9 protein-coding genes are annotated in these 14533 nt (G+C 43.8%); 5 read left to right on the top strand and 4 right to left on the bottom strand.

The genetic code is table 11. The annotated features are described in order from the left end of the window. The first annotated feature begins 40 nt into the window (after nucleotides 1–40). The 5 genes from QE382_RS15380 (at nucleotide 41) to QE382_RS15400 (ending at nucleotide 6882) form a co-directional block, all read left to right on the top strand. Complete coding sequence (locus tag QE382_RS15380) at nucleotides 41–2335, top strand: ATP-binding cassette domain-containing protein (protein WP_307186673.1); 2295 nt, start codon at nucleotides 41–43, stop codon at nucleotides 2333–2335. A 221-nt stretch (nucleotides 2336–2556) separates the two neighbouring features. After that, the gene (locus QE382_RS15385) at nucleotides 2557–3705 is read left to right on the top strand and encodes a zinc-dependent alcohol dehydrogenase (RefSeq protein ID WP_307186674.1); all 1149 of its coding nucleotides are present in this window, start codon (nucleotides 2557–2559) and stop codon (nucleotides 3703–3705) included. Nucleotides 3706–3716: 11 nt separating this feature from the next. Further along, nucleotides 3717–4241, top strand: coding sequence for a hypothetical protein (locus QE382_RS15390; RefSeq protein ID WP_307186675.1), 525 nt, complete (start codon nucleotides 3717–3719; stop codon nucleotides 4239–4241). A 132-nt stretch (nucleotides 4242–4373) separates the two neighbouring features. Then, on the top strand, nucleotides 4374–5156 hold the full coding sequence (locus tag QE382_RS15395; RefSeq protein WP_307186676.1) for an ABC transporter permease: 783 nt from the start codon (nucleotides 4374–4376) through the stop codon (nucleotides 5154–5156). Then, on the top strand, nucleotides 5116–6882 hold the full coding sequence (locus QE382_RS15400; protein WP_307186677.1) for an FtsX-like permease family protein: 1767 nt from the start codon (nucleotides 5116–5118) through the stop codon (nucleotides 6880–6882). The genes QE382_RS15395 and QE382_RS15400 overlap by 41 nt, the downstream gene beginning before the upstream one ends. 144 nt (nucleotides 6883–7026) lie before the next feature. Here the strand turns inward: QE382_RS15400 and QE382_RS15405 are convergent, their stop codons facing one another. The 4 genes from QE382_RS15405 to QE382_RS15420 all read right to left on the bottom strand — a co-directional run bounded on the left by QE382_RS15405 (nucleotide 7027) and on the right by QE382_RS15420 (nucleotide 14488). Then, nucleotides 7027–7893 (bottom strand): hypothetical protein, encoded by an 867-nt coding sequence (locus tag QE382_RS15405; RefSeq protein WP_307186678.1) that lies wholly within the window; start codon nucleotides 7891–7893, stop codon nucleotides 7027–7029. A gap of 662 nt (nucleotides 7894–8555) precedes the next feature. Then, nucleotides 8556–9392: a metallophosphoesterase family protein gene (locus tag QE382_RS15410; protein WP_307186679.1), complete on the bottom strand. Its 837-nt coding sequence runs from the start codon at nucleotides 9390–9392 to the stop codon at nucleotides 8556–8558. Beyond that, a complete protein-coding gene (locus tag QE382_RS15415) occupies nucleotides 9386–11185 on the bottom strand; it encodes a RagB/SusD family nutrient uptake outer membrane protein (RefSeq protein WP_307186680.1) in 1800 nt (599 codons plus the stop codon). Before QE382_RS15415 ends, QE382_RS15410 begins: the two co-directional genes overlap by 7 nt. 9 nt (nucleotides 11186–11194) lie before the next feature. After that, on the bottom strand, nucleotides 11195–14488 hold the full coding sequence (locus tag QE382_RS15420; RefSeq protein WP_307186681.1) for a SusC/RagA family TonB-linked outer membrane protein: 3294 nt from the start codon (nucleotides 14486–14488) through the stop codon (nucleotides 11195–11197). Nucleotides 14489–14533: the final 45 nt, after the last annotated feature.

Raw genomic sequence — 14533 nt, forward strand, 5'->3', positions numbered from 1 at the left:
ATATAGTTAACTTAGTTAATAATTACCAAAGTTAATGATTATGGAACATATTCACATCATACATGCCCGACAAAATAATCTCAAGAATATTTCGGTTCAGATCGAAAAGAAAAAGATCACGGTTTTTACAGGAGTTTCCGGTTCGGGCAAATCGTCTTTGGTCTTTGAAACGATAGGTGCTGAAGCGCAAAGGCAGTTTAGCGAAACACAGGGCAGTTTTATCCGAAACCGGCTGCAGCATATCGGCGTTCCTGATGTCGACAAAATCGACAACCTGAATGTCCCCATTATTATCAATCAAAAAAGATTGGGCGGCAATGCACGGTCGACCGTAGGCACTGCTACTGATATCTATGCTTCCCTCCGCTTGCTTTTCTCGCGCATGGGTACACCCTTTGTCGGCTATTCAAATGTCTTCTCATTCAATAATCCCTTGGGGATGTGCAAGGCCTGTGAAGGGCTGGGCATTATGCAGACCATTGATGTAGATCGGCTTATCGACAAGCAAAAATCGCTGAACGAAGGAGCTATCCGATTTCCGACCTTTCAACCAGGTGGCTGGCGCCTGACACGCTACACCCAGTCAGGCTATTTTGACAGCGACAAAAAACTGAAAGACTATACACCGCAGGAATGGGATCTTCTTTTGCACGCTGCCGAACACAAGCCCGAACATCCTGATCCGGAATGGGGAAAAACGGTCCAATATGAGGGTATTATCCCTCGCATTGAAAAAGCATTCCTCAAAAAGCAGTCTAAGGAAATCATGAGCCGAAAAGAGGCTTTAAACACCATTATCGTTAACAAAACTTGTCCAGTATGCAAGGGAAAACGGTTGAATGATACGATTCTGTCCAGTAAAATAGCGGGCAAAAGCATTGCCGACTGTACGTCCCTTTCGATCGATGAGCTGCTGGAATTTGTTGCTTCTTTACCATCCAACACTTTTGATGTTATTCTTACCGAACTGAAAAAGAAACTGCAACATATCGTTGACATCGGCTTGCAGTATTTGACTTTGGACAGAAGAACAGACACGCTGTCGGGCGGGGAAAGTCAGCGCATAAAAATGGTGCGAAACCTAGGGAGCGGGCTGACAGATTTACTCTATATTTTTGACGAGCCGAGCATCGGACTTCATCCAATGGATTTACAGAACATAGCTGCAATTATTAAACAGATACGGGATAAAGGCAATACTGTTTTGCTCGTTGAGCACGACCCCGATTTGATCCGCATAGCCGACCGGGTCATCGATATGGGACCAGCGTCGGGAAAAAACGGTGGCGAGATTGTCTATAACGGTACGGTTGCGGGGCTAAAAACATCCACAGGAAAAACAGGCGAGTACTTTGCCAAAACACCCCAACTGAATACTAAACCACGATCGGCACAGGGATATCTGGAAATCAGGCATGCCAAGCTGCATAATCTGAAAGACATCAATGTAAGTATTCCCAAAAAGGTGATGACCGTGGTAACCGGCGTTGCGGGCTCGGGCAAGAGCACCCTGATCAACAAAGTGCTGCCCAAATTTTATCCCGAAGCAACCATTATCGACCAGTCGTTATTTTCAATGGGCTCACGCTCCAATTTGTTGACCTACCTGGGCTTATCGGATGCGATACGAACCCTGTTTTCAAAAGCCAATCAGGTATCCGATAAGCTTTTTAGCCGAAATAGCCTCGGCGCCTGTGAAAACTGCAAAGGTATCGGCATCGAAAAAATTGACCTGGCCTTTATGGATGATATTGAACAGACCTGCGAGATCTGCGGCGGCTCGGGCTTTAAGCCTGCGGTCTTAAAGTATCTTTACAATAACAAAAATATTGTTACGGTGATGGATATGACCGTAGAGGAAGCCTATGATTTTTTCCCGGATAAACTCTATCGCCAGTCGTTTGACATGTTACTCCAACTCGGGCTGGGTTATCTGACCTTAGGACAACGTTCAGACAGCTTTTCGGGAGGAGAAAGACAGCGGCTCAAACTGACCAAAGAACTGAAGCACTCCAACAAAATTATCGTGCTTGATGAACCCAGCACAGGCTTGCATCCAAACGATACCGAAAAGCTGTTAAACTTTATCAATAACCTGGTGGACAACCACAATACGCTGATCGTTATCGAGCATAACCTCGATGTCATTGCGCAGGCCGATTGGATTATCGATATTGGGCCTGGAGCAGGTAAGTATGGCGGTACTGTAGTATTTACAGGTACCGTTGCGGATTTGCTCAAAGATAAAGTCTCATTAACGGGATCTTGTTTACGAAAACATGTCCATTCTGCAGCCGCAATCGGCAAAAAAAGTAACCCTCAAATTGAAACTTAGGATAAGCGCTTTATCAACGTTGATTCTTGGGTTTAGGATTGTTGAAATACACTATAAATTCAAACTGGATTCCCTTGATGTTCTAAATACGTTGTCTACGTATAAGTCCCCTATCGGTAAAATAGGCAAACGAATGGATCACCACATTCCTTCCTAAGTAAGTGTCATCGAACGGACGCTGGCTTTTTTGACAGTTTAAAAATTTAGGAATTATGCTTGCAATGAATTACCGGGGGCCCTATCGCGTACGTGCCGATAAAAATGCCCCCATGCCAGAGATCCTCCATCCGCAGGATGCCATCGTGCGGGTATTGCGCTCCTGTATCTGCGGGTCTGACTTGCATCTTTACCATGGTCTAGTACCAGACACCCGGGTGGGTTCTACCTTTGGACACGAGTTTATCGGTGAAGTGGTTGAGGTAGGCGCTGGAATAGAAAATTTAAAAGTTGGCGACCGGGTGATGGTGCCTTTCAATATTGCCTGTGGTAAATGTGCCTTCTGTCGGCAGGAGCTGTATGGCAACTGCCATGAATCCAATCCTGAAGCGACTGCGGTAGGCGGTATCTTTGGCTATTCCCATACTGCGGGTGGTTATGCGGGTGGGCAAGCCGAATATGTTCGGGTGCCCTACGCAGATGTTGGTCCGGTCGTCATTCCCGACTGGATGGATCCCGACGATGCGGTTTTGCTGACCGATGTTGTACCGACAGGTTATCAGGCGGCCGAAATGGCGGGAATTCAACCCGGAGATACGGTGGTGGTCTTTGGTGCCGGTCCAATTGGTATTATGGCTGCCAAGTGCTCCTGGCTGTTCGGGGCCGCCCGCGTGATTATAATCGACCATGTCGACTATCGGCTCGAATTTGCCGAACGCTACGCCCAGTGTGAGGCAGTCAATTTCCGCTCCATAGGCGATCCCGTCGTTTTTATCAAAACGGTCACCGATTCACTCGGCGCTGATGTATGCATCGATGCGGTGGGCTGTGAGGCGGCAGGTAACACCATGAATAGTCTTCTGGGAAGATACCTGATGCTACAGGGCGGATCGACCACGGCATTACATTGGGCGATTAATAGCGTAAAAAAAGGGGGTATTGTGTCTATTGTAGGCGTCTATGGCCCTACAAATAGTTTGGTTCCTATTGGTAATGTGTTAAATAAAGGAATCACCATACGGGCCAACCAAGCTTCGGTGAAGCGGCTGCTACCCAAACTGATCCAACATGTAAAGGATGGCGTTATCAATCCCAAAGAGCTGATTACACATCGGGTTCCGCTCGAAGAAGTGGGCGATGCGTATCACCTCTTCTCTTCCAAATTGGACGATTGTATCAAAACTGTGTTAATTCCACCATCGGCATCGATTTAAGATATTTTACTATGATAACAGATCAAACTACACCCGAAGATTTTATCAACGATAGACAATCGGAATATGGGCATATCAAGGGCTGGGGAATCGATTTTGACCCCAAAAACGACCCCACCTATCCCATCAAAAAACGAAACAACCAAGAACATCAGGGCTATTCGTGGCAGCGCCCCCCATTGCAGGAAGAAACGGTTGAGATACTGCATTCTGTTGAACGCCCCAACCTAACAGCAGTTTATGGAACGGGCAATCCACCCAAAGGACTGAGTGGCGCCATTCGACGGATTGCCTTTAAATATAGCGAATCCAGCTACGGTCGCTGGCTCCCGCTGGTACTGGCAGACCGTGTCGATATGCTGGAAGGTCTTGTTGAAGACATCGCGAAAGGCCATCTTCCCAATATCGCCAAAGAACTTGGACTAGGTGCCGAATGGAAGTATAATAAAAAAGCTTTCATAGGGAAAACTGTTGTCGCTGGGCTATTGATTGGATTAGTAGCTTTTCAGCTTTGTTCGAAAAGGAAAAAAAAGTAATATGATGCGCCGAATAAACCCCTCACCGTTTATTCGGCGTTTTTAAAGTTTAACGAATACACTTTTCACATCCATTTAGCTTTTTAATCAATAATTGTGCAATCTCCTAGCTACCCTACTGCTAGTCTCCCTATGAGATTGGTAATCGAACTGTCCGTTTTCGAACAAATACCGTTCGCGTCCGAACAAGAAACTGATTCAGAAAGAATTTTAACAGCTCATTTACAGCGTTTTGAATTATTGGCAAATAAATTGGACGGCATAACTGCACAACGTGTTATTATGATTCTGAATTATTTTAAAATAGCTTTTCGCCACCTTTCAAAAAATAGTGGTTTTACCGCAATTAATAGTATTGGGCTTGCTTCTGGAATGACCGCCGCCATTTTGATCATGTTATGGGTGCGGAGCGAATTTAACTTTGACCGATTTTATGCCGATAACGATCGGATCTATGCAGTAGGCATGAAAGACGTGTGGGCAGGTGAAAGCGTGGAGCATTTTTATACCCCAAAACCAATGGCTCGGGCTTTAAAAACTGACTTTCCAGAAATACAGACCATTACACGCGTGGATAAGGGGACCGGATTTTTATTAACCTGTCAGGATATAAAGCTTGCAAAAGAACCCGGTGTCTTCGTAGATAGTACCTTCCTAAACATATTTGATTATAAAGTGATTGCGGGCAATCCACAGGAGGCATTAAAAAACCCCAATCAGATTGTCTTGACAAAATCTTTGGCGGAACGATTATTTGGGCATTCAAACCCTATCAATCAGACGATCCGATTGGACAGCACGCAAGTGTCAACGGTGTCTGCAATTATCGAAGACATTCCAGATCATTCGTTTATGAAAGGAAGCACCTTATCTGGTGCCTTGGACATTAATGGAAAAAATAGGTTATTCGGATGATTATTGGGGAAATAATTCTATACAGACGTACATCAAGTTACATCAAAACGTCAATATCGATCAATTCCAAAAGACTATCCAATATTATTTAAGAAAGCACACAGACACCAAAGTTGCCAATTTTATTCAGCCCATTGGCGACCAGTGGCTGTATAGCAAATTTACAGCGCAAGGAAAGCCGACTTCACCACGCATTATCATGGTCCGCTCTTTCATTGCTATTGCCTGTTTGATCCTTCTTATTGCCAGCATTAATTTCATGAATCTGAGCACGGCGCAGAGCGAAAAAAGGGCGAAGGAAGTAGGTGTCCGAAAAGTTGTGGGTGCAAGTAAAAAATTGCTGATCGGACAGTTCCTTACAGAATCAATGGTGATTTCCTTTATTTCGGGCCTATTATCGCTATTGATTACGCTAATCGCACTTCCCTATTTTAATGAATTGGTTTCGAGAGAACTCGTTATTCCTTTTGACGATCTTCTTTTCTGGGCCGCTTTTGCAGGTTTTATTTTAGTTTCCGGAATTCTTTCAGGAAGCTATCCCGCATTTTATTTGTCTTCTTTCCTCCCAACAAAAGTACTCAAAGGTAAATACCTCCATATTCAACAGACATTCAACCCGCGCAAAATCCTTGTTGTTTCCCAATTCTGTATTGCAATCATACTGATCGTCACAACGTTATCAATTCGACGCCAAATCAAACACGCTCAAAATAGAGAAACCGGATACAACAAAGAAAGGTTAGTAAGTATTGTCGATCAGGGAGACATCCGCAAAAATAGCTTACTGATAAAAAATGAATTGCTGTCATCCGGTATTGCCAAGCAGGTTTCAAGGACATCCGCACCACTGACGAAAACGATGAGTTTCAATTACATGGAATGGGATGGTAAGCCCAAAGACGACAACACTATTTTTGCTAGAATGGGAGCCGATGAAAATTTGGTCAAGACCGCCGAGCTCGAACTCGTTGCAGGGAGGGATTTTGACCTAACTCAATTTCCAACCGACTCTGGGGCAATGATTATTAACGAATCGGCGGCTAAAGTATTTAATTTCGACGATCCGATCGGCAAAACGGTTGTTGATGGCAGAAAATGGCATATTGTAGGCGTCGTGAAAGATTTTATTCAAGAATCGCCTTTCAGCGCCATTTCTCCACTCGTCATTCAGGGCGCTTTCTCAGGCACTCAGGTCACCAACATACGCCTAAACGATCATGTAAGCACTTCCGAGGCACTTACGGCTATGGAGAAGATCTTTAAAGCTTATAATCCCGACTATCCCTTTGAATACTCTTTTGTAGACCGTAATTATGCAGAAAAATTCAAAGACTTTCAACAGTTGGGCACACTTTCGAGCCTTTTCGCACTGTTGACCATTTTTATTTCCTGTCTCGGTTTATTTGGACTTACCGCCTATATGGCAGAGAACAGAACGAAAGAGATCGGCATCCATAAAGTACTGGGGGCTTCAATTTTTAAGATCATGCGGATGCTGTCGCAGGATTTTGTACTGCTGGTCGTTCTATCCTGCTTGGTTGCCTTTCCGATCGCCTATTATATTGCCGATCAACTCCTCAGCGAATACACGTATCGCATTGCTATCACCTGGGATATCTTTTTTGCTGCAGGATTGGGCGCGCTCATCATAGCATTGCTCACCATGAGTTATCACGCGATCAAAGCAGCCCTTATCAATCCGGTTGTGAGTTTGAGAGATGAGTAAAATAACAGTGAAAAAGGATATTCCGCTGCAATACGGATTACCTAAAAGTTACCGTTGCAGCTGCCGGCTATCTCGACTTTTTAGGTAACGATGAAGGAATCAGACATTTTAAGCAAGCTGTATAACCTACCCGTGTTCAAATTGCTATTTCTGTGCTGCGGGCTCGGCATGCACCCAATAGCTAAAAGCCTCATCTTCATCGTTTTTAAGGTGCAATAATGCAATATTTGACTTGGGGGTTTTCCAGATTTTGAGCACCTCATCTTTTGCCACATCGGCCTTAAAAAGTTGCTTAAACTGTTCACTCAACAGCTCTTTATCGCCTTCAAAATTCGCATTTCCATATAATTTTGTCATATATGCAGACAGCGCATCCCTTTCTTTCTTTCCCAGATTAATTATGTTTTGTCTATAATCGATCGAATCAAAAGCAACTGTCAGTCCTGAATAAACCGTATTTCCTGATTTTCTATTCAGAATGCGAAATTGATAGCCTAGTGTACCATTGGTTGTATAGCCTGTATTTTGATTGATATTGTCTATTCTGTTCCAGTCCACATTCAAGAAATCTGCATTTGCATTTATCTTGATATAGGTAGAATCCCTTACAACCCTCTTGTTGTCTTTATAACCTGACAGATAAGTTTTATAGGTACCGGGCAAATAAAAGTAGTGTCCCCATGCTGATTTTAAAGAAAGCGAACCTGTTCCCTTCGCTAAAAGATTGACTCGACTGGGACTACCCTCTACTTCCCAAAAAAGAGAATCAAGTTCACTATACTTAACCGGAAGGCCAATCCATTCTTTTAGCTCATCAATGGTGCTGTCTTTCATGGTAAAGACCACCATATTAAATATATTGGCTGTTTTAACATCCGTTTCGAGGCGCAGTGGCATCATTGTTAACGATTCTTTGGGAATTTCTTCGTCCGTATCCAAATCGTTGTATTTATCGGAACAGCTGGCCATGAGCAGAAAGGAAAAAGCAAGTAAACTTAAATAGTTGAACATTATAAACGAGTTAAAGAGATAAATTATGTGGTTGTAAACACGCAAATATACAAAATATTTAATTAATTAAATAAAAAGTACAACAATTTTCTATTTCCATTAATTATCCACTATATATTTTTTTCATACTTACAGCTTTTTAAAATCATTCCCTTATTTATTCGAGCAATGCAGGAGAACAAAGAATTGAAAGCCTGGCATTGCGACTGCCCATCCACCAATACCAACTTCGATAAATCAGCAGGTATAGGAATAGAAAATATAGCGTTCTGACTGTCAAGATCTGAAGGGATCTGGCGTACATATGAATCACTGTCCGAGCACAGCGAGTTTGATTCCTATAGTCAGAGAACTAAAAAGATGACACAAAAGAATGCAATGATCTATTCCATACGTGCATTTATCACGCGATCAAAGCAGCCCTTATCAATCCGGTTGTGAGTTTGAGAGATGAGTAAAATAACAGTGAAAAAGGATATTCCGCTGCAATACGGATTACCTAAAAGTTACCGTTTCAGCTGCCGGCTATCTCGACTTTTTAGGTAACGATGAAGGAATCAGGCATTTTAAGCAAGCTGTATAACCATAGCAGAATACTATAAATATTGTACCTGCTATGGTTATAAGTCTACTCATTAAGTAATTACGACCGTGGAACAATCTTACTTGACATACTTCCAGCTAAAATCTCTTCCTTTAACATGTACTTCGAGATGTCCCGGTGCTGTACCCTCAAAAGCACCCTGCCACCAATTTCCGGACACGGCCCCTGCAGTAATAAACTGAACACCTTTCACTTTAATCTCTTCATACAAATGCATATGCCCCTGCAGCACTAACTTTAGGTTATGCTCTTTGAAAAGGTCGAACACCTGTTTTTGGTTTAAAAAAGTATCCGCAGCCGTATACCGCCCCTCCAGCACTGGATAATAAACCGATAAAAATGGGATATGCGAAATAATTACCAAAGGTTGGTCTTTGGCTGTGGTTTTCACAAGGTTCTGCAGCCATTCCAGCTGCTGGTCACCAATAACATAGTGGTTATCTCTGGTTTCCACACTATTGAGCACAATAAACCTCCATCCCTTATGGTCAAAGCTAAAATAAGTCTGGCCAAAAGTCTTTTCGAAGAGTTCAAAATCGTTGCTACCGTTACGCATATCGCGCGGCAAGCGGTCGTGGTTGCCGACAGCCATTCGGTACGGCTTTTTTGCGCGGTCAAAAAGCCCTTTCAATGACTTAAGGCGCTTTTCGCCAGCCGGGAGATCAGCCGCTTTTAAATTGTCAATATCGACATTGTCGCCACCACTGAGCAACAAGTCCACCGCTGGCGGAAGTGATTTTAACCTATGCTCCACCTGACCAAGGGTCGAATCACTATAAACGTGCATGTCGGTTAGAAACGCAAACTTAAATTCCTGTGCACACACTGTCTCCAGTCTAGAAAACACAATAAAAAGAAAAGATAAAATAGCTGTTGTTAAATGATTCATTACCATCCAAATAGTTGTTTAAGATTATTATTTAAAAGTACTTCCCCTTGTGGTATGGGACGATAGTAGAATTTTGGCGATTCAAAAATTCCGGTGTTTTCGATTGTTTCGACGGTACCACTATTTCCATCCGAAAGAAATACCCCCACATCCTGCCCAAAGCGTCCTACGCGATAATACTGCAATTCGCGACCTAGGCTGTTTTTCTCCTTCACTGCCGGAATGGATGATGAGGAAGCCAGCAATACGATATCCGGAACACCATCTCCCGTCATGTCATGCTGCCCCAAGCCGGAGAAGTAAATACCTTCACGTTTGTTTTTTAACAATTCACCCACATTCCAGCGCATCAGATCGTTAAAACGGAAACCCTCGAACGCAAGTTCGACCCGACGCTCTCTCCGGATCTCTAACACTAGATTACGCTGGTTGCTTTCGACATTGGAGTAACGTGTCGCCATAACTGGATCGATACCTACGCCTACAACCATATCTGGCATACCCGCACGTCTACGCAACAAATTAATACTGCGGTCAAGATCAGCCTGCGTCAGCTGTCCGAGCTCGGCCTTTGCTTCAGCAAAATTCAATAAAACCTCCGCATAGCGATATAAAGGAATATCGAGATTATTGCGCGCTTCCAAACTAAGCGTATTTTGAAATCCCTTGATCTGGTGGTAGCCCGAGAAGTTTTTGGCCAGCTGCTGCACATACAATCCGGCACCCTGTGCATAGGTATGCGAATAGATCAATTGCCATCCCGGATAAGCATACGTTTGTGCCAGACGTGGATCGCGGTTTTCGAACTCTTTGACGAAGGTATTTTTTTCATAACCTGGCTGGGCCGCATAAAATGAACCATCTTTCATCAGGTAGGCCTGCACAAGATCACGCAAAGGATAGTACTCATAATTACCAAACATACCCGGCCATGAATCTGCGTTGAGTACATTGTTGGCATAAAAGCGTCCAAGTACGATCTCTTTGTTATTTTCAAGATTTTCACTAAAAAATAAAGTGCCGTAGTCCTGATTGGGCTTACCGGTATTGTATATACTGAAACCGCCCTCGCGCATCTGCTGATCACTCAACGCTTGTGCTTTGTTCAAAAATTCAGTCGCCGTGGTTTTCAATTCCAGTTCGTTGTGGTATTTCCGGTAAGTTCCCTCATACAGGGCAAAGCGGCCATATTCCTGCAGCACCACCCACTTGTTGACCGTACCCGATTTGATCCGCGGCTGTACGTTCTGTGCGGCAAATTCAAAATCTTCCATGATTTTCTGCACGACCGTCGCTCGTGGGTCGCGCTTGGCAAAAAGATAATCCGTATCTCCAACCTCCAGTGCTTTATCCACCCAGGGCACATCTGAGAAACGCTGCACTTTCTCTACGTAAAATCGAGCGCGAAAATAACGGCCTAGCCCCTCATAATGTGCCTTTTCACTCTCACTGATCTTAGCCTTGCCCATATGCTGTAGAAAGAAATTTATTTTGCGGAGCTGATCCCAGCTCCAGCCTCCTGAGATCGTCGCCGCAGAGGCATTACCGGCCATAATGGTTTTTATCTCCGTATTGCCTGTTGTACTTGCATTGTCTGTAGTAGCATCCGATTGATAGATCCCTATTCCTGAAAAATTGTACAATCCATTGATATACAACTCCAGGTCGGTCGCTGTATTGAAGAAATTTTCGTTATTGATCGCAGTCTCTGGAACACGATCCAAGTAGTTGTCGTTACAGCTTCCAAGCAGAGAAAGACCTGAACATACAACGGCTAATTTTATATATTTATTTATCATGATAAGCAATTAAAAGGTGACTTGAATACCTGCAGAAAAACTTCGCTGAAATGGATAAGTAAGCCCATTACCTACACGGTCCGAACCTGCAGTTGGATTGGTATACGTATTTTCGTTCAGTGTCTCCGGATCAAAATAGCGCTTCACAGCAGACCATTCGATGATATTTTCAGCACTTAGATAAACACGTAGGTTATTGATCTTGGCGCGTGAAGTAATAGATTTGGGTAAGGTATACCCTATCGTCAGGTTTTTCAGACGTAGATAGGCCGCATTCAGCAAATAATTGGTCTGCGGAATGGCCAGTCCTTGGGCCTGGTCAATCCGGGTACCCAAGTTACGGTCGGCCAGCCAGGATTGTAAGATCGGGTAAGCCGCATTGAGATTTTGATCGGCCAGTCCCAAATTCAAATAAGCTTGTGAATGTTTCGCGCGGTCGATGTCCGAATCACTTCCCGGACGGTAGAAATCAAGCAAGTGCCCATAAAAGTTACCATAAGGCTGTTGGTATGTCCCCCAATATAGGTAGTCCAACGGATAATAATCGCGTTTACCAATGCCTTGAAAAAATGCCCTAAGATCGAAACCTTTCCAATCTGCAGACAGGTCTATACCAAATTGGTAACGTGGCGTGGAGTTACCAATGATCTTGAGGTCTTTGGTATCGCCCAGAGTATATCCCTTTTCAATCTTACCGTTACCATCCTGATCCACATAAGTAGGCCATCCTGGTACGATAGACAAGGCTCCCCAAGGAATAATCGAAGTCTGGTCCAGCTTGGCAATCTGCGCCTCATCTTTAAAAAGCCCGTTGCTTTCAAGCCCCCAGATCTCACCCATTTGCATGCCCTCATAATACTGGAGAATACTTTTATTAGGATTATCAAAACGTGTAATTTTGGACTGTGAATCCGACAGCAACAGCTTGGCATTGAAGCGCAAGGGCGCATTGGCCAATTCAAAGCGATCCTGAAAATTGACAGTCAATTCCCAGCCGTTGGTCTTTAGATCCGCTGCATTCTCGCGAGGCTCACTTGCCCCCAAAATGTTAGGCAGGTCTTTGCCTAGTGTTAGCATACCTAAGGTACGTCTGGAATAATAGTCAAAACTAGCCGAAAGCTTATTTTTCAAAACGGCGACATCCAGACCGACATTGGCGGTATTGACCTTCTCCCAGGTATAATTTGGCGACACCAACGAAGGAACCTGTATATAGATACCGCGTTCACTGCCAAACAAATAATCCGTATCCTTTTTTTCCATCGAAGGGAGGTAGCCATAGTTTGAGACAGACTGGTTGCCCAACTGACCGTACGAGGCTCTGATTTTTAACAAATCAAGCCCTGATACAGCGGACATAAAGTTTTCACGATCAATGCGCCAAGCTGCGGAACCTGAAGGGAAAAAACCAAAACGATTGGTTTTCGGGAAGCGGGAAGAACCGTCATAACGACCATTCAATTCGACAATATATTTGTCGTCATACGTGTAGTTCAACCGATAAAATGCACCACGTAAGGCATAAGTATCAATAGCTTCACCCATTTTCATTGTTCCTGTTGCAAACTGAATGGTTGGAAAGGATTCTGAAATAAGTCCGGCACGCTCAGCAGTGATCACTTCATACCGATAATCCTCCTGGTTAAAACCCAGTACCGCACTGACCTGATGTTTATTAAAAGATTGCAAGTATGTACCATAGATATTATAAACATTATAATAGGAAAAACCTGCTTCACGATAAGCCCCTGTTGTCCCCTCTTTACGGACATCATCCGGTCCATAACCGATTGCGTACTGCTTGGTGTACCAGTTGCGGTTTAAGGAATTGCGCTGAAAAGTGTAGTCGGCACTGACTTTAAATTTATTTCCAAAAAAGCGAAGCTCAGTATTAAAGGTAGATTGTACATCCAGACGTTTACGATCACTTTTACCGCCATCCACCATTTGTGCGGCAATAATACCTGCCGAAGAATTGGCCCATGTTCCATCCGGGTTCTTATCAAAAGAAGTTGGAAAAATATTATAGATATCGGGCAAACTCATCTGAGAAGGCGTAAGCCTACGTGTACTTCCGATCACTGTATTGTTACCAAATGAAATAAAATCAGAAAGCCTATAGTTTACTTTGGAACGCAGATTATAGCGGTCAAAATAATCCTCTGCTAGCTTAACAGGCGAATTTTGTCGGTTGTAGCTACCACTGATATAGTATTGTACTTTTTCATTTGAACCCGAGATTGACAAGTCGTGTGTATTTGTTGCATTCCAGTCGGACAAGAAATAGCGTGTCCAATCCCTATTACCCATATATTCCCAGAGCTTGGAATCTGAGGGGTTGATACGCACACCGGCAATGGAAGGGTTGTCAGATCGCTCTTTTGCATATTGGTAAAACTGGTCCGAATAGTTGACATTATCCCAGGGTGTATTATCGGTCGAAGTTTCCAATAGCCTCGAAAACACATAAGGGTCCGTTATTTTATCGGGCATTACTGTCGGGGTATTCCATGTAAAGTTATTTGAATAATTCACTTTCACATCGCCTTTCCCTGTTTTTGTCGTGATGATCAGAACCCCAAAGGAGGCACGGGCCCCGTAGATCGCCGCAGCCGACGCATCTTTGATCACCGTAAATGATTCAATATCCTGTGGCGCAATCCGGATTAATTCGGCCGCCGAAATAGGAACATTATCTACTAAAATTAATGGATCGCCTCCATTGATCGATGTAATTCCACGGATATTGATTTTAGGTTCCGCTCCTGGTGCTCCGGAGTTGAACTGTATATTCAAGTTGGGTGAAATCCCCTGAAGCCCTTGCGCAGCATTGGAAATAGGGCGGCTTTCGAGCACATCGCCACTAATCTGATCTACAGCACCAGAGAGGTTGGTTTTTTTCTGAGTACCATACCCCACAACGACCACCTCGTCCATTTGATTTGAAGCTGCGTCTGTGAGTTGAAAGACCACGCTCGATCTTTTACCGGAGGTAACAATATACTGGCACTCCTCTTTTGGCAGTAGTCCTGTATAAGTCACCAAAATACAATAGTTGCTATCCACCGGCAAATTATTGAACACGGCTTTCCCCTGCTGATCAGCCTGACCGGATCGTTTCAGGTTGCTATTCTTGTTTTTTATGGTCACCGTTGCATTGGCCAAACCTTTTGACTTCGCATCCTGCACGATGACAACAAGTTCCCCGCTTTGTTGGGCAAAACCCTTTTGGCCAAAAGCAATTGCTAGTAGCAGTAATAAAGCCGCCTTGGCTGGCCTTTTACCTGTTGAAAATTGTTGCATAGTTTTCATTAATAATTGAGCATAGTTTTCCCAGGCCTCCCTAAA

Origin of the sequence: Sphingobacterium zeae (assembly GCF_030818895.1) — a bacterium.
Lineage (GTDB): Bacteria > Bacteroidota > Bacteroidia > Sphingobacteriales > Sphingobacteriaceae > Sphingobacterium > Sphingobacterium zeae.